The sequence below is a fragment of the uncultured Dysosmobacter sp. genome (assembly GCF_947631165.1).
Taxonomy (GTDB): domain Bacteria; phylum Bacillota; class Clostridia; order Oscillospirales; family Oscillospiraceae; genus Oscillibacter.
Map to the genome: position 1 here is coordinate 1 of NZ_CANRKH010000018.1, position 22046 is coordinate 22046.

The window sequence follows — 22046 nt, forward strand, 5'->3', positions numbered from 1 at the left end:
GAACTTCCAGCCGTCTGCTACAAGCGTCGCAATTACTATATGGTAGATCACGCCGATTGCCTGCTGGCCGTGTATGATAATGACCGATCCATCCGTAGCGGGACGGGAATGACGGTCAACTACGCCAAGAAAAAAGCCCGACCGATTATCTTGATCCACCTGGATACAGATGGAATTACTTTGGAAGGCGGAGCGAGTAACATCTTGTCACTGAAATAAAAGGACAGAGACATAAGATGCTATTAGGAGTATAAGATTACCTGTGTTTTGAAATATGCTGTGCAAGTTAGACAAAGAAGAGGAGGATATTTTAGAAAAACAAGAAAACCTATATTGAAACCGCACAAAACCCTTGACATTTAAAACGTTCCAAAATACAATACTTGTATCACAAGGAAAGTAGGCTCTAGAGTGGTAACAATCGTTGATGTTGCGCGTTATGCGTCTGTATCTAAAAGTACCGTTTCGCTTGTTATCAATAACAGTCCTCTGGTAAAAGAAGAGACGCGTCAAAAAGTGGAGGATGCCATAAAGACGCTTGGCTATGTTTGTAATAATAATGCTCGTGGCTTGCGCACAAAGGAAACCAAATGTCTTGGTTTAATTATTGCGATTGAGAATAATATCGTTCAGACCTATGATTACAATTATGAAACTGGACTATACTCCTACAACATTACAAATGGGATTCCGGTTGGCCTTGAAGGAACAGATTATGGCTTGATCACAGAGCGATATTGTCCAGCGGAGGCAAAAGGCGTGTTGCCTCAGGCCATTCATAATGGGCGTGTCGACGGCGTTTTCTTGGTCGGCAATCTTTTTGAGCAGTCCTTTATCTCTGAAATAAAAATGCGCGGGCTTCCTGTTGTAGTTCTTGGCACTGATTTTGCACAGGTAGATTCCGTCAATGCAGACGTTATTCAAGGAACATATGTTGAGACAAAGCATCTTCTTGAAACAGGACATAAACGAATTGCATATATTAATTGTCCTCAGATTTATAAATCCAGTGCAGACCGGTTGAAAGGTTTTCGAAAAGCGTGCGACGAATTTGCTGAAAGCGTAGAAAATCATTGGGAAGTATTCTGCCCGCAAAATACAGGGGAGGGCGGCTACGAGGCAGTGAAGCAGCTTTGGGAATCCGGCATTCGGCCTGATGGCATTGCCACAGCGAATGAACCTATTGCACTAGGAGTTATGCGATATCTGTACGGGGAGAATATTCATATCCCAGATGATATTTCGTTGGTAAGTTATGAAGCTTCCATTCTTGGAGGCTATACGTCCCCAGCATTGACCACGGTTAACATTCACAAGGAGCACATGGGCGAGATCGCAGCACAACTCCTGTTGAAACGGATTGAGAATCCAGAACGCCCGTATGAGACTAAGGTAGTTGCACCGGACTTGGTAGTTCGGGATAGTGTAAAGAAGAGATTGCCTTAAATTCCGCTTTTTATGCGGTGTAGAAAGCGGATTAAGGTATATCTTTTATAAATGATTTGGAACGTTCCAGCTCTTGCAGCAACAAATGCTGAAAGGCTGAAAAAATTTTTAAGCAAATTTGGAACGTTCTAAACAAGAAAAGAAAGGAGAATTTAATATGGTTTACACAAAAGCTGTTGAAAAAACTGCACATTATGATGTACTAGTAGTTGGTGGCGGACCTGCTGGAGTATGTGCAGCGGCCTCAGCGGCTAGAGAAAAAGCCAAAACGCTTTTGGTAGAACGGTTTGGAATGCTGGGAGGCATGATGACGAGCGGACACGTCAGTCCTATTCTTGGCTCGGTAGGGGCTGGCACCATGAGTGATGAGATTGTAGCACTTCTTGCCAAAGCCCATCCAGGAAGTGTAGCGCCAGTCACGAGAAATGGGCGAGAAGCACAAGTTGACGTTGAAGAAGCAAAAACTGTTTTGCAAAATTTTGTGCATGAAAGCGGCGCAGAGATTTTTTTCCAGACAACTGTGATAGATGTTCTGAAACAGGGGAATAAGGTGTGTGGCGTGATCCTTACCACACCAACAGGCTTAATGGCAGTAGAGGCCGACTGTGTGATTGACGCTACAGGCGATGGTTATGTTGCGATGATAGCTGGCGCCAAATATGAAGTAGGGCGTGACGGTGATGGTTATTGCCAGCCTACAACATTGGAGTTCGTTATCGACGGTGTGGATGAAACGCAGGCTATTACCTGTTTTGGTGGAAGTGACCCGGTGTGTCTGCCTGATGGTACAAAATATTCAGAATTCTGCAAGCAGGCCAATCAAAGGGGGGAGTTGCCAGAGAATGTTACGATTGTCCGTTTACATAGGACTCATTATAGCGGGGAACGCAGCGTTAACGCTACGCAGTCCAATAGGCACGATACGCTATCCCTCCAAGGCATCTCCGATGCCCTATTAGATTTGCGCAACCAGATTGACCAGGTAACTGCATTTTTACGAAAGAATATTCCAGGCTATGAAAATTGCAGAGTTAAATCTTCAGCAGATGTCCTTGGCCTGCGGGAAACCCGCAGAGTACTGGGATCTTATGTAATGAGTGACGCTGATGTGGAAAACGGCAATCACTTTGAAGATGTGGTTGTCCATAATGCATGGTTTCTCATTGATATTCATAATCCCACTGGCGGCGGCCAGGCAGAAAAGCACTCGAAAATGGCAAAGGCATATGATATCCCCTACGGCTGCTTCGTTCCTAATGGTGTAGAAAATCTTTTGGTGACAGGCCGCTGTATTTCCGGTACACATCGCGCTCATGCGTCCTATCGTGTAATGGCTATCTGTATGGCAATGGGCGAGGCGGTCGGTATTGCTGCCGCGCTATGTTCAAAAAGTGGCACCACGCCACGGCTCCTGCCAGTAAAGGAGATTCAGAAAGTTCTCCAGGATCGAGGCATTCAGTTGTTTGACGACTGAATAACATCGGGATTCTCCCCTATGGGGCAAAATAATAAATTAAGTGAATGAAAGGAAGGCACACACATGAAACGAGCAGTATCATTATTTTTATCCCTTGCAATGATTTTCAGTCTTGTCGCTTGTGGCAACAGCGATAAGGACAGCCAGCCCGTTACCCCTGACGAACAGTCCACCGGAGATCCTGTTCAGGCAGAAACTCCAACTGAACCCCGCTTTATCGAAGATGATACATCCATTTCAGGTACGGTTCGCTTCTGGGTCCCGTTTAAGGGCGAGCAGGGTATGGATGACCTAATTGCAGATTTCAACGATATCTATCCCAATATCACCGTTGAATTGACACCTTATAGCAACAATACAGACGGCAACATGGCGGTCAATACCTCTTTGATGGCAGGTGAGATCGATGTCCTCTGGAGTTTTGAACTGCATAATACCTTCAAGCGTTGGGAAAACGGGCTTTACATGGATCTGACTGACCTGTTGGCAGCGGACGGAATTGATGTAGCTGCCAACTGGGGCAGCGATGCATATAAATATGACGGAAAATACTACACCATTCCTGCCGGTGGCCGTTCCTTCTATGTGGCCATCAACAAAACTATGTGGGATGAGGCTGGTCTGGGTGAAATTCCAACCGCTTGGACTTGGGATGAGTATTTGGCTGCCTGTGAAGCTATGACCAAGAAAGATGCCGCAGGAAATACCGTGGTTTACGGCGGATCTGAGTATCAGGCTATTAACTCTGTTATGAATACCATGTATCAGGTCTATGGCAAAAATGCCATGTATCACGAGGATGGCACATCCAGCTTCGATGATCCCGTTATCCAGAAAGCACTTGCCCGTGAGATTCAGGCTGAGAATGTGGATAAGATCTGGTTCCCCCTGTCTACCTACCGCAGTGATAACCTCCAGGCACAGACCACATATCTAAACGGCCAGACAGCTTCAACCCTGAACACCAATCTTGTCCGTTTTATTCGAGACACGGAGACTTATCCTGTTGATTTTGTAACTACTTTTGCACCTTTCCCCACTGAAGAAGCAGGTCAGGACAATTATATGGAAGGTATTTCTATCTTCTCACATCTGGGTATTGCTACAAATCACGCCGCCGAAAACTTTGATGCAATTTATGCGTTCTTGAAATTTGCTGCCACAGATGGCGCCAAGTACCTTGCTATGGCTGGACATATGCCCACTTGGACCGGCACAGATGTCAACGATATCGTTGCTTTGATGTTTGGCAGCGCTGAAGAGGCGGCCAAGCTAATTGACGTAGACGCCTACAATCGCGTTGTCTGTAATTTTAGCGGTAAGTCCTATATTGATACTGAACTGACTGCTTACAGCGAAGTCAACAGCTTGATGCAGGAATATGTTATGTATGCCCACAATGGCGAAATGAGTGCTGAAGAAGCTCTTGCAGAATTAACCGAGGAAGCAGATGCTGCGATTGCGGCTGCCAAGTAATTGCTGGCACGCTATCCAATGACTTTGACCAGAATGGGATGCCGTCGATACGGAAGATACCGGCGGCATCCCCACGGGGTATCATTATGAAAAGAAAACATAGAGATGATATAACAGCTTATTCTTTCTTGGCTCCGACAATCATTATATTTGTAACACTCATGGTTGTCCCTATTCTCTTCTCTGCATTTCTCTCCTTTACAGAGTGGAATTTTCTTTCTGGAATCAGCGGAATAAAGTGGGTCGGATTTGGAAATTTCAAAAAAATGTTTGGGGACAGCACTTTTCGCTATGCAGTTAAGAACACTTTCATTTACACATTTACAACTGTTCCAGTTTCTATTGGCATTGCGCTGATTCTTGCATATCTCCTTAACGAGAAAGTATATGGTAAAAAAGTTTTGAGACTGTGCTTTTTCATCCCCTATATTTCTAATGCCGTTGCTTTGGCTGCAGTCTTCAAGGTAATTTTCCGCGAAAATGGCCCCATTAACATGTTTTGCCAAAATGTACTAAAGATGGAGGAACTGCCTCGCTGGTTTGCAGATTCAAATTTAAATAAAATTCCAATTATTGTATTTCTGATTTGGACATCTATTGGTTATGAATTGATTATTTACCTAGCGGCTATTCAGAATATTTCTCCATCTTTATATGAGGCTGCGGAGCTCGACGGTGCTACAGGCCTTACAAAGTTTGTAAAAATCACGATTCCACTGATTTCCCCCACTACCTTCTATCTTGTAATTGTTCGCCTGATTACTACCTTTAAGCTGTTTTCTGCTGTCAATGTAATGACATTTGGCACACCTGCAAGAGCAAATACAACCATTGTGACACGAATTTATGAAGAGGCTTTCAACAATTACAAATTTGGCTATGCCAGTGCGCAGGCATGGGTGTTAGTGGTCATCATCCTCATTATTACGCTGATCCAGTTCTGGGGCCAAAAAAAGTGGGTCCATTATTGATCAATGAGGGGAGGGCTATAAAATGAGACAGCGAAGAGCTCAAAAAATACTGACAACCATAATTGTTGCCTGTATTGGTTTTTTGTTTTTACTACCGTTGTTGTGGATGATTTCCGGCTCACTGAAAACACCACTGACAATTTTTGATTATCCTATTGAATGGATTCCGAATCCTATGCACTGGGAAAACTATGTGGAAGTTTGGACCAGTGAACTGCTGCCGTTTTGGCGCTTATATGGCAATTCAACTTTTATTGTGGTGTTCAGCCTTTTGGGACAACTTCTTTTCGCCTCGTTGGCAGCTTATGCGTTTGCCATTTTGGACTTCAAGGGAAAAAATATACTCTTTATGTTCTTTGTCGCGACAATGATGATTCCTACACAGGCTACGATTATTCCGCGCTTTATGTTCTTTAAAACGATTGGGCTTTACAACAATCTCTGGGCTATTATTTTGCCAACATGGTTCAACGCTACTGCGATTTTTATGCTTCGGCAATTCTACTTGGGCCTGCCCGGAAGCCTTGTGGAGTCGGCGCGGATTGACGGTGCGAGCCACTTCCGTATTTGGGCACAGATTACAATGCCACTGACCAAGCCGGCAATGGTATCACTTGCGATTCTCGGATTTATTTCTTCGTGGAATGAATATCTTTCTCCGCTGATTTTCCTGATTGACGAAAAACTCTACACGATCACTCAGGGAATTCGTTTTTACTTTGCTGATGAGGCACAGGAGTTCAATATCACAATGGCTGCGGCTACCAGCGCAGTTATTCCGATTTTGATTATTTTCTTCTTTTGCCAGAAGTATTTTATTCAGGGAATTGCTACGTCAGGAATGAAGGAGTAACTGCCATGTTCCGCTATAATCCCGACAACTTCATTATGGTGTTATTATCCAAGGCCGGATCTATTATGCTCACAGAATTGATGTGGGCTGTCTTATGTATGCCAGTCATTACGATTGGAGCGTCTACTACGGCTATGTGTACGATTATGTGGCGCATTAAGAGAAAGGAAGACGTTTGTATTATAAGGGAGTTTTGGGCTGTATTCCGGCGTGAGTGGCGTGATGCGACCCGGGCTTGGCTCATCTTCTTAGCACTTGGCATTGTTCTTTTGCTGGACATATTTGCATGCTTCCAAATGCATGGTTCTGCCTTTATCGTTACATTTATGAAATGGTCTACGATTCTGTTTGGTCTTTTGTACATCATGGTATTTCATTGGTTATTTGCAGGGATTGCCAAGTACAAGGCCACAACAAAGGAAGCAATATGCAACGCATTTTTTTGGGTGGCTGTAAACTGGAAGCAGACGCTGCTGATGACTTGCCTTACTATATCTAACGTGATCGCAATTGCCCTTTTGGAATGGATTGCTGTCCCACTAATCGGATTTAATTCATATCTACAAAATTCTATGATTGATAAGATTTACTGTGTTTCGAAAAAGGAGAAGGTTGTTGAGGGAATATAAGAGCCAATCTGATATGGAGGTTTGGATATGACAGAGATTATTAAAAGATACGCGAAAAGAATTGCAGGAATCTGTATAGCAGCAATCATGATTATGCAGATTGGAAATGTAGTTGTTATATCTGCAAGTGCAGAAGATAGCTCTGCCATTACATTGATGTCCATAGAGAAAAATGGTGCGAAAACCTATACGATTTCTGATGTAGATGAAACGCCGCTAACTCTGATGGCAAACAGTTCTTCCCACATAATTGGTGGTAAATCATACACGGCGACATCAATGCAGGGAATGAATGTCGGTACATCATATGTTTATGCTGCGAAGATCGAAACGACTACAAAGAGCAGCGGAGCAGGTACGGATGGCGATGAGGTCATGGCCTGTATCTGGCAGACCAATCTGAAAACAAAGGAAAAAAAGAACTGTGTTTTTAAAAACGAGGGAGAAACAACGTATGTTAACTACTCGACGGATATTGGTCATGTAAATGATCTTTTAATCAGAAAGTATACTGTTGGTGGTGATGCAGAAGCTACAAACAACTTGTTTGCTTGCACATTGAATGTTTCAAGAGGAGTAACCCGGCTGAAATATGTTGGAGAAGACAGTTCTGGCAAGGCAAAGTTTGACTTTGGCGGTTGCTACAGAATGGTGGATACGAGTGGACGTGCTTTCGCTCCTGGTGCTATGCGATACATTGGTGCTCAAACTGTAGACAATATTCCTTACAACTACTTTATTTGTAAGGAAAATATGGATTTTTATGTGTGCAGAATTGCCTACTCTGATCTTGGCGGCACAAAACAAGCGGCAAATCAAATTGTTTGTTATCATCTATTCACAATTGACACGATGAATGCCGTGTTCGCGGATACGGATGGTAAAGGCACAGAGGGAACAATAGCTCAATTGCAGAATTGGTCGAACCAAGGCTTTTATTATAATGGCACGGAAAAATCAATATATGTTCCACTATTTAACCCAGATAATGTTAACCAAAGTGTGATTTTAGTATATGATATTTCTCCCTATGTATCGGTAAATAATTTAAGTGCACAGATTGCTGATGGGGCAAATTACACAGCGTTGCTGTTTCCATCCATGCTGACATTCAATGTGATTGGACCGCAAAAGTTTGAGATTGAGTCGGTTGGATTTGCGACGGGATCAGCAGAATCAGAGTCTCCATTGTATTTTAATACCAACAGTGTTACCTCGAAAGAGGGCATTTGGAGCTTCAAATATAAATGTGACAGTGAGAGTGCCTACATTAAAAAATCTGTCCTTGTAAATGATGATCAAAGTACTAAGGTTTATTATTCCGTTCGCTATGAGCCAAATGGGGGGAGACAAGATACAAGTGTTTATTATAAGTGCTTTATGACACCCACAAATCATGTGAGAGGAATTTCTGCACAATTACGTAAAAATACATTCGTTAAAGAGGGATACACCTTTATTGGGTGGTATCTATCCCGGAAGTCTGACGGAAAGTGTCTCTATCAAATTACAGAGAATGGTAAGAGCACAGTGGCTTGGTATGTAAATGGCTCTCAGCCCAATGGAGCGCAGCTCGCTTTGTATAAGGACTGCAAGAAAGTTCAACAGTTGACATCAATGCAGGGAGATATCATTACATGTACAGCACAATGGCAACCGTCTAAATAGAAAATTTGAATATTTTAAACTTGTAGAAGATTTTGAACGAAACTAAATGGAGAAATACATATGGATACATCTTGGCTGAATTTAGAAGGGAAAACAATTGTTGTTACTGGCGGCGCATCCGGTATTGGGCGTGCTGTTGTGGAAGAGTTATTGCGCGATGGTGCAAATGTGGTGGTCTGCGATATAAGTCCCAATCCTCCGGCTTTTAAAGCAGAAGATGGACAATTCATGTACATTGTTACTGACGTTACTTCTGCGGACAGTGTCAATGCTATGGTTGAGCATGCTGCAAATACTTATGGCCGTATTGATGCAATTGTAAACAATGCCGGCATCAATATCCCCCGTTTGTTGGTAGATGAGGGACATCGGTATGAGTTGGATGAAGCGGTATGGGAAAAGGTGATGAATGTAAATCTGAAAGGTGTGTTTTTGTGTGCACAGGCGGCTGGACGTATAATGGTACGGCAGGGCGGCGGTGTAATCATCAACATGTCCTCAGAATCTGGTCTGGAAGGTAGTGAGGGGCAAAGTGTGTATGCCGCCACAAAAAATGCAGTTAACTCCCTGACAAGAAGCTGGGCTAAGGAATTGGGGAAAAAAGGCATACGTGTAATCGGCATAGCGCCGGGCATTTTGGAGGCCACAGGGCTGCGAACTTTAAGCTATGAAACCGCTCTTGCCTATACCAGAGGCATCACTGTTGAAGAACTGCGTGCTGGTTATGCCAAAAATTCCACTATACCGCTGGGGCGCAGCGGAAAATTGAGCGAGGTCGCAAATGTCGTGGCGTTCCTTTGTTCTGATCGTGCAAGTTACATTCACGGTATAACGATCAACGTAGCAGGAGGGAAAACAAGGGGTTAATTTATGAAGATGATTGATACGGTAAAAAGTCATCTCTATATGCGCATTTATCAGGGAGAACATTCTGTTCAGGGCATGGGCATTTGGGGGGATGCGGCCTTTGTGCTCCACGATACAGGGATTTGCTCGGTATACGATTTACTAACAAAGTGTGAAACACCTGTTGATACAATTCGCTTGGGTTCCTACAATGCAGGTACACCGAGTAGGGACTACCTGAATCATGCAAACTCCTGCATGTTTAGCGAGACTCATTATAAGAATAATCCGATTCCGCTGCTCTATGTGACGATAGGCACAGGAATTGGGGCAGATGAGGATGGCTACTTTTACCGCTGCGCTGTGGAGAATATTACCTGCAATATTGACGCGTTGGGCAAAGAGAAATATCGTGCGCAGACACTTCAAATTATTTCTTACAGGCCGGAAGGCATTGAGAAGACACCATTTATACAGCCCTGTTGGGGATGTCCTGCATTTTTGGTTGATCCACAGGAACAGTGCCTGTACATATTCTCTGCAAAGTATCGAACAAAACGTGACTGTATACCAACAGGACAGCATAATCAATATATTATTACAAAATTCGCGCTGCCTCACATCGAAGATGGAGATAAAATCATTTTGACGCCTCAAAAAATCATGGAGCAATTTTGTGTAACATCTGATGTGCAGTTTACACAAGGCGGCACGATATTTAACGGGAAGTTATACTACACCTTTGGTTGTCCGCACGCAGGATACCCGTTGAAAATATTGGTGTTTGATTTGCGCAAGAAGCGTATTTTTGCCGAGGTATCTATACCAGATGACGCTCTTAACTCTGAAGAGATAGAGTGCTGTGCGGCATACCGCGGAAAGCTGATGGTCAACACCAGCGGAATTGGCCATGGAAGCATTTTTGCCTTAAATGATGACGCTTTATTACCTTGAGTTATACCTATTATCAAATCAAGTATGGCTCTTTATGAATTGGGCACGTGAACTCAAATAATTCAAAAGGGCGGATTTCGCTCTCCAGCTTTAAGCGATTTCTGCCCCCAAAAAGGAGGACATATCCGTTTCGGTTTGCGGTGTGGCAGCGTTGGAGACCTGTCACAAAGCGGCACCGCCACTTGGCGAGCCGTGAGGCAGCATTGAGCGGAGGCTGTGCTGCTAAAGCCGGTGGAAAATGGCTGGACTGACTTTAAAAAATATTAAAAAAATTTATCCTCACAATACAGATCAGAAAAAAGAGAAAAAATCCAAGAAGGGCGACACTGCCGAGGAAAAGAAAGCTGCTCTGCAAGTGACGGAGAAAGGCGTGGTGGCCGTCCAGGAATTTAATCTGGAGATTGCCGATAAGGAGTTTATCGTACTGGTAGGCCCCTCTGGCTGTGGTAAGTCTACTACCTTGCGGATGGTAGCTGGACTGGAGGAAATCAGCGATGGAGAATTGTATATCGACGGCAAGTTGGTTAATGACATAGCTCCCAAGGACCGCGATATCGCTATGGTGTTCCAGAACTACGCCTTGTATCCTCATATGACTGTGTATGAAAACATGGCCTTCCCACTGAAGCTGCGCAAGATGCCCAAAGATCAAATCGACAAAGCGGTCAAGGAGGCTGCGGAGATCTTAGATATTACTCAGTACTTAAATCGAAAGCCGAAAGCCCTTTCAGGCGGTCAACGCCAGCGTGTAGCCATTGGCCGCGCCATTGTTCGGGAACCCAAGGTGCTATTGATGGACGAGCCGCTCAGTAATCTGGACGCCAAGCTCCGCAATCAAATGCGCGCAGAGATCATCAAGCTGCGCCAGAAAATTAATACAACTTTTCTCTATGTAACCCATGACCAAACAGAGGCCATGACACTGGGGGACCGGATCGTTATCATGAAGGATGGTTTTATTCAGCAGATCGGTACTCCACAGGAGGTGTTTGATCACCCTGCGAATCTGTTCGTGGCTGGTTTCATCGGTACTCCCCAGATGAACTTCTTTGATGCTAGGCTGGTGAAGGAGGATGGGAAATATTTCGTCACTAATGGCCCTGCCAAAGTAGAACTTAGTGAAGAGAAGAAAAGAAATCTTGCAGCCAAGGACGTGGGGGAGCAGGAAATCATTTTAGGTGTCCGTCCTCAGCACATTTCCCTCGGTGATAACGAGGGCACCATGGCAGCAACAGTAGATGTTATGGAAATGATGGGCAGTGAGGTACACCTCCATGTCAGCGCTGACGGCAAAGACGTGGTCATTATCGTTCCTACTATGAATCTGACTGGCAACCACACTGAGAACTTCAGCTATGGCACACCAGTACACTTTGCGTTTGGGGGCAACGTTTGCCATGTTTTCAGTAAAGACGGAAACAATCTGGAATTTTAATTCAACAATTTATCTCTTATCGCTGTACTTGTGACAAGTTAAGCGGCGTAATGACTTATCAGTTTATGGCAACCCTGTAAGCGTCAAATAGGAATTGCGGCCAGAACAATCTGGCCGCAATTTTTCTTGGACACCTGCGTGGAAAATATGCAATAAAGGAGAGTAGTTGTAAGGCACAATAGAATGATTAGCTCGAATTCTACGCAAACAAAACCATCTAGGGCTATGCTTGAAAAGATTTTGTTATTGGAATTTTCTCCCAAAATGAATATCATCGGCAAGGCGGCAAAAAGCGTATAATATAGCCGCCTGTGTGCTGGCCGCATGAGCGGACGAGGAATCGAGATGTGATTTGGATGATAGCATTGATCGCATTAAGCTGTTCCGCTGTCTGACCCAGCAGCGACACACCGTTTTCAAGACAACGAGAGGAAGGATAGCTCGCCATTCCCATGGCGAGCGGCATACTGTCAGCAAAGAGGACAAGCCTCCGCCTGCTCAACGGCCTCTCCGTGAACTCCTTAATGCAGAAGCCCAGAAAGCGGCCGGTCCTGCGCCTTGGCGCAAGACCGGCCGTTTCTTTTTTTCATTCATATGCTCGGTTGGGTGCCAGGATCCACCAGTTTAGATTTCAAGGCGATCATCATTAAAATTTAACTGGAAAGGATTGTAAGAATGAATACAGGCCTCAAAAAATATGTGACCGATTTGCTGAATGATTACCAGAAGCGTGCCCGAAAGATTGCGCTTCTGCACCATGAGCTTGCAGAGCCTTCCAAAATTACGGATCAAGAAATGATAGATGCAATGAACTTTGCCCACCATGACGGCATGGGCCGCGCAGCGGGGCACGTCTCCAACAAAACGCTTTACATTGCTTTAAACTACCATGAGAAGGCTGAGAAACTGAATGTTGAGGCATTCAGTGAGATTTCGGCCAGGCTTACAAAATTGGAGCGGGAACAGTCTACCTTAGAGTATTATTTTCCCTTCTGGAGTCCCGCCAGCGGCAGGTGATACAGAGAATCTACTTTGAAAGGGCTTCACAGGAACAGGTGGCTAAGGAGCTGAACTTATCTGTACGCAGGATCCAGGATATCAAGGCACAGGCCATTGACGAGTTAGTGGAGATGTATGCTTTCACTGCAAGCATATATTAAACACCTGCGGGATTTTTCCCTCAAAGCTACCTGAAATCTGTGCCGAAGCTGTGGGCATAGGTGTCTTGCAACTGTGGGCGGTCATGTGGTATCATTAAGCTGTCAAAAAGGAAATGCTCTTCGGAATTGCCCGAAGGGCATTTCCTTTTTGACTGACAGGGGGAAATAATCCATTTTAGTCTCAAGGAGGAAAAGCGGGTGGAACGCGATACAGGAACATCAAACTTTCAAAGCAGCTTTGTTGTTTGGGAAGATGGAACGATCGCACTGCGTTTTGATTATGACTATGCGGTGCGGCGTTTGAATGCTTATGAGAACTCCGGCGTGCAGCCGGAGGATGCCAGAACAGGACGCTGCCGAAAAGAGTGGGAGCGGTATACTATGAGGGTGAGCAACGGGGAAATTTTCCCCCGGCGTGGCTGGGAATGTGTACTGGGGCGGTTACGAAGCTACGAACGATTCAGGCTAACTCCCGAACAATGGATGGAGAAGTATGGAACAGGTGACTAAAATATAAATTAGACTTCCGATTGCCCGAAAGCATAAATCGCTTCTTATAGAACGGACAAGTTAAAATGCCAGAATGTGTAGTTTGTTTGAAAAGGGGGATGTGAAATGGTGGCTCGACAAAAGAAAGGCATGTTTGCAAATTATCCGGATGTAGTTGGAGTCGAGCAGATGTGTACAATGCTTGGCGGGATCGGAAAGAAAACCGCCTATGATCTCCTTAAAAACGGTGACATTCGCTATGTCAAAATTGGGAAATCTTATAAAATTCCTAAGCTATGCGTCATTGAATATTTGATTGGTGGTGACGAAAAAGTTTCGCCGTAGGGAATTCAAAATAAACATCCGAACCGCATTGGAGGAGAGAACTGGTCATGGTATAATTGTCTTGCCATTGGCAGGAATACCGTGCCGCTACGACAAGGAGGTATAGTATGGTAGCGGGACATCTGCAAACCAAGAAGGGTTATTACTACATGGTACTCAATCTAAAGGATGAAAAGGGCAAGCGGACGCCCAAATGGCTTCCCACTGGGATTCAAACTGGCGGAAAGCGCAATTTGAAGCAAGCAGAGGACATGCTCTTAGAGACCAGGATCCATTACAAACCAACAACTATCCATAAAACCGGTACGAGGTTATCCGTATGACCAGCGATATGCTTTTTACAGACTATATGGAGGGATGGTTAGGTATTATCCGCAATTCTGTGGAGGAGGCAACGTATGCGGCCCGCCACGATTTGATCCAATCAAATCCAATGGATAAGGTGGATCGTCCCAAAGCAGAGGACTTTGTAGGGGCGTTTTATTCCATGGAGGAGGTCGAACAGCTCTTTGAGGCGGCAAAGGGAGATCCTGCTGAATTTCCCATTTTGATGGCTGCCTTCTACGGCCTGCGCCGCAGTGAGGTCATGGGCCTGCGCTGGCAATCCATCGATTTTGAAAGCAACACCATCCGGATCGATCACAAGACCGTTCAGTTCAGCTGTGAGGGCAAGGAGCAGATCATCTCCAAGGACAGCATGAAAAACAAATCAAGCCGCCGCTCCTTACCGTTGGTCCCGCAGTTTCGCGATTTGCTGCTTCGCATGAAGGCGCGGCAGGCGAACAGCCGGGAATTGTGTGGGAACTGTTATGTTGAAAGCGACTACATCTACGTGAATGACCTGGGCCAGCGGTACAAGCCCAACTATGTCACACAACACTTTAAAATATTGCTGCGGAAGCATGGCTTGCGGAATATTCGTTACCATGACCTCCGGCATACCTGTGCGTCGCTGCTCCTGAAAAACGGTGTGCCCATGAAGGATATTCAGGCGTGGCTGGGACATAGCGACTACTCGACGACTGCTAATACCTATACACATTTGGAGACGTCTTCCAAGCAGAATTCGGCAGCAAGAATGGCCAGCGTGATGCCCATTGATCCGGGGATCCAGGCAGCAATTTGATGGTGTAGGAGAGAACGCAGGGAAGAACTGGCACGAAAACAAAGAAATACCCGGTTTCCTGAAAACCAGAAAACTGAGTATTTGCATGTGTGCCAAAAAGAGAAAGATATTTTTTCATACGCCGCCTCTCCTCGGCTGCGAGCCCAGCGTAGCGGGTCGCAGCCGAAAGCGAAGAAATTCCCTGTCCGGCTAAGAAGCCTCGCCGTAGGCGGGGATTCGTGCCAAACAGGGAATTTCAGAGCTGGTGCCGGTGGTGGGACTCGAACCCACACGGTGTCGCCACCGGCGGATTTTGAATCCGCTACGTCTACCAATTCCATCACACCGGCATTTTTGCGTTCAGGTCCGGCCCCCGCAGGGTCTCCGAAGAGCAGGGGAGAAGCGGCCTGTTCCGTTGTTAAACTACCTTGCGCGCCAGAAGCGGAGCTGGGGAAATGGCGGGGCCGCACAGGGGACGGTCGTACTTGCTGAACCTGCCGCACTGGTGAATTCCCGCTTATTATACAGGATGCGAACGGAAATTTCAAGTGTAGATTTTTCATTATGGGAACAAATCGTGAACAGACTGAAAAAACAGCGGAAAATCGGAAGAAAGTCTACACAAACCACAAAAAAGATGGTATGATAATATCTATTGAATTCTGCGCCGGGAAAGAGCGGGAAAGAGGGAGCGTGAGACTATGAGACGGGACCGACTGGGGCTGCTGGCGGTGCTGCTACTGGCAATGCTGACGCTTTCCGGCTGTAACGGGGTTCCAAAGCTGATCTTCGACCCGCAGGACCTGTACAGCCTGCCCACGCTGCCTGCCCAATACACCGAGCTGAACAAGCAGCTCACCGCCGTTCTGGACAGCGGTGCGGAGTTTTCCGCGCCCACCTCCGGTACGAATATCCAAACAGTGCAGCTGGTGGATCTGGATGGCGACGGCCAATCCGAGGCGGTGGCATTTTTTCGGGATCCCACAGCGGAAAAACCGCTGAAGATCTATGTTTTCACTGCCCGAGACGGCAGCTATGAGCAGACGGATCTGATCGAAGGCAGCGGGTCCTCCATATACAGCATCCACTATGAGGACCTGGACGGCGACGGCCGCAAAGAGCTGGCGGTGGGCTGGAAGGCTACCGAGGGCCAGCAGGTGCTGGAGGTCTACACCCTGCGGCCAACCGGGGCGGAGGTGCTGGTGCGGACCAACTATGTGAAATACATTACCGCCGACCTGGATCAGGACCAGCGGCAGGAGCTGGTGGTCCTCCGGGCGGACGACGAGGGCGAAGGCATCGCCGACTATTACAGCTGGCAGGAGGACGGCAGCTTCACCAGCCAGTCCTCTGCCCGGATCTCCGTCACTATGGCGGAGGTGAGCCAGCAGGGGCGGGTCACCGAGGGGACACTGCGGGAGAATGCTCCGGCGATCTTTGTCACCGGCGTTACCGACGTGCCTCGGACCGTGACCGATATCCTGGCGGTGCGGAATGGAAAGCTGAGCAATATCGTGCTGTCCGAGCTTACCGGCGTGTCCAGTGAGATCGCGCTGTACTGCCCCCTGTATCCTGCCGATATCAACGGAGACGGCCTGACGGAGGTGCCCTGGCCCACACAGCTGTTCTCGCCCTTTGACGATGGGACCGTGTACCAGCAGATCGACTGGCGGACCTATGACAGCAGCGGTGCCGCCGAGACTGCGGACCGGACCTACCACGCGCTGGAGGACGGCTGGTATTTCCGGCTGCCGGAGGCCTGGAACGGCCAGCTCTACGTGGGGCGCACCGTGCTGGGAGACGAGGCCACCGTGACCTTCTACATCCGGCGGGAGGAACGGGAGCCGGAGGCATTTTTGAAAATCACCGCCATCACCGGCGCCAGCCGGGAGGTGAAGGCCGCCCGGGGCGGACGCTTTGTTCTTGGCCGCCGCCAGCCGGGGACCATCTACACGGCGGAGCTGCTGGAGACCGGCAGCGGCTGGGACTGCGGCCTGACGGCGGACCAGGTCCGGGCGGCCTTCAGCCTCATCCCCACGGAGTGGATCGCCGGAGATACCTGAGGGGCCGGCGGGATAGGTCTTTGAAAGTTTTTTGAAAGAGGATACACATCATGAGAAAAGTACTGGTTTTGGAGGACGAATCCAGTATCCGCAGCTTTATCGTTATCAATCTGCGCCAGGGCGGCTATGACGTGATCGAGGCCGAGACCGGCGAGGAGGCTCTGGAGCGGCTGAAGGAGCACCCAGACACCAAGGTGGCGCTGCTGGATATCATGCTGCCCGGCATCGACGGCTTCGAGGTTTGCCGCCGCATTCGGGCCACCAACACCCGCATCGGCATCATCATGCTCACCGCCCGCTCTCAGGAGATGGACAAGGTGACGGGCCTGATGACCGGCGCGGACGACTATGTGACCAAGCCCTTCTCTCCGGCAGAGCTGACCGCCAGGGTCGACGCCCTGTTTCGCCGGGCCGGCGGAGAAGAGCCGGTGCTGAGCGGCGAGATCCGCCGCCCGCCCTTCCTGCTGAACACCCGGAACCGGACCCTGGAGAAAAACGGCCAGCGGATCAAGCTGACCCAGGTGGAGTACTCCATCATGCGGGTATTCATGGAGAATCCCGGCAAGGCGCTGGCCCGGGAGGAGATCCTGGACCGGGTGTGGGGCCGGGACTATTTCGGCGAGCTGAAGATCGTGGATGTAAATGTCCGCCGTCTGCGGCTGAAGATCGAGGATAATGTGCAGAACCCGGCCTATATCACCACCGTGTGGGGATTTGGCTACAAGTGGGGGAAATAACGATGAAGCGCTTGACGCCGTGGCAGCGGGCATATCGGACCCTGTGGCTCCAGGAACAGTGGTTCCTGCGGCAGTACGCCGTGGACAAGGAGTCCCTGTTGGACCGAAGGCTGCAGGAGCTGGCGCCGGACAAGGCGCTGGAGGCTCTCCACGCCGCTTTTGAAAAAGCCTTCGTGACGGTGTTTGAAAAAGGCGAGGGACTGATCGGCCGCACGACCCGGCGGGAGGAGCGGCAGGCGGCCTTCCAGGTGCGGCAGTACGCTTTGGACCTGCGGGAGGACCGCAAAAATCTGGGAGCCGTGGCTAAAGCTGCCCGGGCCGCCGGACGGGGCAGCGCTGCCATCTCCGCCGCGGCGGGGGTCGGCATGGGACTGCTGGGCATGGGACTGCCGGATGTGCCGCTGTTCACTGCCCTGCTGCTGCGAAGCGTCTATGAGATCGGGGAGAGCTGCGGCTTTTCCCATGAGAGTGACCCGGAGCGGCGGTTCATCCTGTGCCTGATCGAGGCGGCCCTCTCCTCCGGGCAGGCGCTGGAGGAGAGAAATCAGGCGTTGGACCAGTGGATTCAGACTGGCCAGTGGACAGACCCGCTGCCCATGAGGGGCCAGATGCAGGCTGCCGCCCGGCGGCTTTCGGAGACGGTGCTGTGCGGCAAGCTCCTTCAGGGCGTCCCCCTGGTGGGCGCCGTAGGCGGCGCGGAGGACATGGTGTGCCTGAACCGGGTGCGGCGGTATGCCGCCCTAAAGTACCGCCGCCGCTTTTTGCTGGAGCGGGCGGCCCGCTGACCGCTGAGACTTGACAGAGAGGAGGCCCCGCTGTGTTGGGAGGGAAAAACACAAGATGGGAAGCTCTGCGGCTGCGGGGCCTGCGGCAGCGGTGGATCTTCAACACCGTGATGCCGGTGTTCGTGGTGCTGGCGCTGATCGTGGTGCTGTTTTCAGCGGGCGTGTCCAACTACTATTACGGCTCCATGGAAAAGGGACTGGAGAGCCGGGCGCAGGCCCTGGCCAACTCCTTCAACGAGTATTTCATGGACAACGGCTACAACAGCTATTACCAGCGGGCGGTCCGGTCAGCCGAGGGCTTTGAGGACAAAAACACCATTGAACTGCAATTTATCAATGGCCAGGGGAATATCGAGGTTTCCACCTCCGGCCTGACTGCAGGCACATCCCCTGGCACACCGGATATCCGCACCGCCATCGACCAGAACCAGATGGAGCCATTCCACGGCCGGGACCCGGAGACAGGGGAGTCCATCATGGCGGTATCTCATCCCCTGGTGTTCAACGGCCGGGTCGTGGGGGTCATGCGGTTCGTTTCCTCCATGCGGCTGGTGGACCGTCAGGTGCTGCTGGCGGTGCTGGCCATCTGCGCGGTGGCGCTGGTGTGCATGCTGCTGGTCATTATTTCCAACCTGCTGTTCATCAACAATGTGGTAGAGCCGGTGGCGGTGGTGACAGAGGCCGCCAAGCGCATCTCTGCGGGCGGCTACGGCTTTCGCATCGAGAAGCGCTATCCCGATGAATTAGGGGAACTGGTGGACAACATCAATGATATGTCCATGAAGATCGGACAGAATGAAAAGCTGAAGAGCGAGTTCATTTCCTCCGTTTCCCACGAGCTGCGTACGCCCCTCACCGCCATCAACGGATGGGGCGAGACGATCTTGGAAGATCCTACCGGCGATCCGGTTCAGGTGCGGCGGGGGATCCGGATCATCCTCAACGAGACCCGCCGTCTCTCCACCATGGTGGAGGAGCTGCTGGAATTCTCCAAAATGGAGGACGGCCATTTCACCCTCCGCATTGAGCAGGTGGACCTGCAGGCGGAGTTCGAGGACGCTATTTTCACCTACCAGGAGCTGTTCCGTCAGGAGGATATCCTGCTGGAATATGAGATGGGCGACGAACTGCTGCCGCCGGTGTCCGGCGATCCGGAGAGGCTGAAGCAGGTGTTCTGCAACGTGCTGGACAACGCTGCCAAGCACGGCGGTGCGGGAAAGCGCATCACCGCCTCCATAACCCGAGAGGACGGCCAGCAGGTGATCCGGGTCCGGGACTACGGTCCCGGCATCCCAGAGGAGGAACTGCCCTTCGTGAAGCAGAAATTCTATAAAGGATCCTCCAAGGCTCGAGGCAGCGGCATCGGTCTGGCGGTGTGCGACGAGATCGTCCGCCTCCACGGCGGCGTCTTTGAGATCGGCAACGCCGAGGGCGGCGGCGCCGTGGTGACCATCCGCCTGCCGGAAGCTTAGAACTCGTATTCACAAGCGTTAAACGCCGTCTGTGGGGGCCTTTTCCCACCATACTGCGTTGCTTTTCCTTGAAATACACAAACTACCTGCGTCAAAGCGCCTTGCCTGCCGGGAAGATCCTTGCCCATCCGGCATTTCTCGCTTATGAATACAGGTCCATAGTAGAACAAATGTTTGCTTTTCGCAAATCGATGTGATATAATATACAGAAAGGAAATCCCATGGCAGAGAATAGATCCTGCGCCTTCCGCACCAGCATCGGCGGACAGGCGCTCATTGAAGGCATTTTGATGCGCGGCCCGGAGAAGCAGGCCATCGTGGTCCGGGACCAGGGGGGAAACCTGGTGGAAAAGGTGGAGGACCTGAAGTTCATCAAGGACCGCTATCCCATCCTGGGCGTGCCTCTGATCCGGGGGACAGTGAACTTTCTGGACTCCATGGTCAACGGCGTGAAGGCGCTGATGTACTCCGCCGACTTTTACCCGGAGGAGGAAGCGGCCCAGCCCTCCAAATTTGAGATGTGGCTGGAAAAGCATCTTTCCAGCAAAAAGCTGGAGAGCGCCGTCGTGGCCCTGGCGGTGGTGCTGGGTGTGGGAATGAGCGTGTTTTTGTTCATGGTGCTGCCCACGCTGGTCACCGGCGGGATTCTCCACTTTTTCCCGGGCTTTCCCATGTGGGGGCGGAACCTGGTGGAGGGAATCTTGAAGATATTGATCTTCCTGCTGTACCTGATCTTCTGCTCAAGGCAGAAGGACATCTACCGGGTGTTCCAGTACCACGGGGCGGAGCACAAGACCATCTTCTGCTATGAGGCGGGCCTGCCGCTGACGGTGGAGAACGTCCGTGTCCAGCCCCGGCACCATCCCCGGTGCGGCACCAGCTTTTTGTTCGTGGTGATTTTCGTGTCCATCCTGTTCTCCAGCGTGGTGTTCGGCATCTGGCCCATTACAAACGCTTGGCTGCGGACGCTGATCCATCTGCTCCTGCTGCCCCTGGTGGTGGGCGTCACCTATGAGTTCAACCGCTGGGTGGGCCGCCATGTTCAAGACAGCGGTCTGGCCAAGGTCCTGACGGCTCCCGGCATGTGGATGCAGAACTTCACCACCAACGAGCCGGACGACAGCATGATCGAATGTGCCATCCGGTCCTTGGAGCTGGTACTGCCCTCGGAAAAGGGAAAAGACGAGTGGTAATGGACCGTTGTTCGTGCAAGATTCCTAAATTTTCTATACGGAGCGACATATGGCGACAACATATAACAATCTGTATTTGGATATCCGCCAGCAATTGAAGCGGTCCGGCATTGACGCCGCGACCCTGGAGGCCCGGGAGCTGGTGTGTTTCGGCACCGGCAAGAGCCGGGAAGAGCTGAGCCGGGATGGCGGGCTGTACGCCTCGCCAGAGCTGGAGCAGAAGGTCCGGGAGCTGGTGGCCCGCCATCTGGCGGGGGAGCCGGTGGCCTATCTCATCGGCGAGTGGGAGTTTTACGGCCTGCCCCTGGACATCTCTCCGGATGTGCTGATCCCCCGGCCGGACACGGAGGTCCTGGCGGAGCAGGCCATCGGCTATGTCAAGACCCTGGGGGACTGCCGGGTCCTGGACCTCTGCGCCGGCAGCGGCTGCATCGGTCTGGCGGTAGCTGCTCAGGCGCCGCAGGCCCGAGCTGTGCTGGGGGAGTGGTCCGACGCGGCGCTGAAGATCTGCCGTCAGAACATCCGCCGCAACGGCCTCACCGGCCGGGTAGTGCCCATGCAGGCGGATGCCCGGGAGCGGCCGGAGCGGTCCCTGGGGGAATTTGACTGCATCGTCTCCAATCCCCCCTACATTCCCCGGGCGGATATCGAGGCGCTGGACCCCTCTGTGCGGGATTATGAGCCCCGTCTGGCCCTGGACGGCGGCGAGGACGGTCTGGACTTCTACCGTTCCATTTCCGAAAAGTGGAAGGCGGCCCTGGTCCCCGGCGGACGGCTGTACTTTGAAGTGGGCATCGGCCAGGCCGACAGCGTGCTCCGCATCATGCGCTCCCAGGGCTTTGGCGATATCCAGATCGTGAAGGACCTCCGCGGCATCCCCCGGGTGGTGTTCGGCACGCTGTGCACGGAGATCTGACGGACAATGAATGATGGACACATTGT

The 22046-nt window shown here is 50.1% G+C and carries 22 protein-coding genes, 1 tRNA gene and 1 pseudogene; 23 read left to right on the forward strand and 1 reads right to left on the reverse strand.

Annotated features, from left to right (window positions below):
• The 17 genes and pseudogenes from Q0Z69_RS09880 to Q0Z69_RS09955 all read left to right on the forward strand — a co-directional run.
• Positions 1-219 (forward strand): annotated as a pseudogene (locus tag Q0Z69_RS09880) (hypothetical protein); the annotation flags it as partial.
• A gap of 192 nt (positions 220-411) precedes the next feature.
• Positions 412-1446, forward strand: coding sequence for a LacI family DNA-binding transcriptional regulator (locus Q0Z69_RS09885; protein ID WP_298032792.1), 1035 nt, complete (start codon positions 412-414; stop codon positions 1444-1446).
• Between the two features lie 157 nt (positions 1447-1603).
• Entirely contained in the window at positions 1604-2920 is a 1317-nt protein-coding gene (locus Q0Z69_RS09890) for an FAD-dependent oxidoreductase (RefSeq protein ID WP_298032794.1), read from the forward strand.
• 66 nt (positions 2921-2986) lie between these two features.
• Positions 2987-4399, forward strand: a complete 1413-nt coding sequence (locus Q0Z69_RS09895; protein ID WP_298032796.1) for an ABC transporter substrate-binding protein — start codon at positions 2987-2989, stop codon at positions 4397-4399.
• A gap of 86 nt (positions 4400-4485) precedes the next feature.
• Positions 4486-5370, forward strand: coding sequence for a carbohydrate ABC transporter permease (locus tag Q0Z69_RS09900; protein ID WP_298032798.1), 885 nt, complete (start codon positions 4486-4488; stop codon positions 5368-5370).
• A gap of 22 nt (positions 5371-5392) precedes the next feature.
• Positions 5393-6223: a carbohydrate ABC transporter permease gene (locus Q0Z69_RS09905; RefSeq protein ID WP_298032800.1), complete on the forward strand. Its 831-nt coding sequence runs from the start codon at positions 5393-5395 to the stop codon at positions 6221-6223.
• A gap of 5 nt (positions 6224-6228) precedes the next feature.
• Positions 6229-6852, forward strand: a complete 624-nt coding sequence (locus Q0Z69_RS09910) for a YesL family protein (protein ID WP_298032802.1) — start codon at positions 6229-6231, stop codon at positions 6850-6852.
• Between the two features lie 27 nt (positions 6853-6879).
• On the forward strand, positions 6880-8520 hold the full coding sequence (locus Q0Z69_RS09915) for an InlB B-repeat-containing protein (RefSeq protein WP_298032804.1): 1641 nt from the start codon (positions 6880-6882) through the stop codon (positions 8518-8520).
• Between the two features lie 60 nt (positions 8521-8580).
• Positions 8581-9387, forward strand: coding sequence for an SDR family oxidoreductase (locus Q0Z69_RS09920; RefSeq protein ID WP_298032806.1), 807 nt, complete (start codon positions 8581-8583; stop codon positions 9385-9387).
• 3 nt (positions 9388-9390) lie between these two features.
• Entirely contained in the window at positions 9391-10320 is a 930-nt protein-coding gene (locus Q0Z69_RS09925; RefSeq protein ID WP_298032808.1) for a hypothetical protein, read from the forward strand.
• A 238-nt stretch (positions 10321-10558) separates the two neighbouring features.
• Entirely contained in the window at positions 10559-11755 is a 1197-nt protein-coding gene (locus Q0Z69_RS09930; RefSeq protein WP_298032810.1) for an ABC transporter ATP-binding protein, read from the forward strand.
• Between the two features lie 675 nt (positions 11756-12430).
• Positions 12431-12772 (forward strand): hypothetical protein, encoded by a 342-nt coding sequence (locus Q0Z69_RS09935; protein WP_298032811.1) that lies wholly within the window; start codon positions 12431-12433, stop codon positions 12770-12772.
• Positions 12769-12915: a sigma factor-like helix-turn-helix DNA-binding protein gene (locus Q0Z69_RS16895; RefSeq protein WP_367272286.1), complete on the forward strand. Its 147-nt coding sequence runs from the start codon at positions 12769-12771 to the stop codon at positions 12913-12915. Before Q0Z69_RS09935 ends, Q0Z69_RS16895 begins: the two co-directional genes overlap by 4 nt.
• 198 nt (positions 12916-13113) lie before the next feature.
• A complete protein-coding gene (locus Q0Z69_RS09940; protein WP_298032813.1) occupies positions 13114-13425 on the forward strand; it encodes a hypothetical protein in 312 nt (103 codons plus the stop codon).
• 105 nt (positions 13426-13530) lie between these two features.
• Positions 13531-13749 carry a helix-turn-helix domain-containing protein gene (locus Q0Z69_RS09945; RefSeq protein WP_298032815.1) on the forward strand — a complete coding sequence of 73 codons (219 nt, stop codon included), beginning with the start codon at positions 13531-13533 and terminating at the stop codon, positions 13747-13749.
• A gap of 107 nt (positions 13750-13856) precedes the next feature.
• Positions 13857-14072 (forward strand): hypothetical protein, encoded by a 216-nt coding sequence (locus Q0Z69_RS09950; RefSeq protein ID WP_298032819.1) that lies wholly within the window; start codon positions 13857-13859, stop codon positions 14070-14072.
• Positions 14069-14875: a site-specific integrase gene (locus tag Q0Z69_RS09955; RefSeq protein ID WP_298032823.1), complete on the forward strand. Its 807-nt coding sequence runs from the start codon at positions 14069-14071 to the stop codon at positions 14873-14875. Before Q0Z69_RS09950 ends, Q0Z69_RS09955 begins: the two co-directional genes overlap by 4 nt.
• A gap of 242 nt (positions 14876-15117) precedes the next feature.
• Here Q0Z69_RS09955 and Q0Z69_RS09960 read toward each other — a convergent pair.
• Positions 15118-15204: transfer RNA gene (locus tag Q0Z69_RS09960), tRNA-Leu, on the reverse strand.
• A 351-nt stretch (positions 15205-15555) separates the two neighbouring features.
• Between Q0Z69_RS09960 and Q0Z69_RS09965 the strand changes: the two genes are divergently transcribed.
• The 6 genes from Q0Z69_RS09965 (at position 15556) to prmC (ending at position 22020) form a co-directional block, all read left to right on the forward strand.
• A complete protein-coding gene (locus Q0Z69_RS09965) occupies positions 15556-16917 on the forward strand; it encodes a VCBS repeat-containing protein (RefSeq protein ID WP_298032825.1) in 1362 nt (453 codons plus the stop codon).
• A 50-nt stretch (positions 16918-16967) separates the two neighbouring features.
• On the forward strand, positions 16968-17654 hold the full coding sequence (locus tag Q0Z69_RS09970; RefSeq protein ID WP_298032828.1) for a response regulator transcription factor: 687 nt from the start codon (positions 16968-16970) through the stop codon (positions 17652-17654).
• A 2-nt stretch (positions 17655-17656) separates the two neighbouring features.
• Positions 17657-18439: an EcsC family protein gene (locus Q0Z69_RS09975; protein WP_298032831.1), complete on the forward strand. Its 783-nt coding sequence runs from the start codon at positions 17657-17659 to the stop codon at positions 18437-18439.
• Positions 18440-18471: 32 nt separating this feature from the next.
• Positions 18472-19911, forward strand: coding sequence for a sensor histidine kinase (locus Q0Z69_RS09980; protein ID WP_367272287.1), 1440 nt, complete (start codon positions 18472-18474; stop codon positions 19909-19911).
• Positions 19912-20132: 221 nt separating this feature from the next.
• The gene (locus Q0Z69_RS09985) at positions 20133-21104 is read left to right on the forward strand and encodes a DUF1385 domain-containing protein (protein ID WP_298032834.1); all 972 of its coding nucleotides are present in this window, start codon (positions 20133-20135) and stop codon (positions 21102-21104) included.
• A gap of 49 nt (positions 21105-21153) precedes the next feature.
• The gene (prmC, locus tag Q0Z69_RS09990) at positions 21154-22020 is read left to right on the forward strand and encodes a peptide chain release factor N(5)-glutamine methyltransferase (protein WP_298032836.1); all 867 of its coding nucleotides are present in this window, start codon (positions 21154-21156) and stop codon (positions 22018-22020) included.
• The last annotated feature ends 26 nt before the right edge of the window (positions 22021-22046 follow it).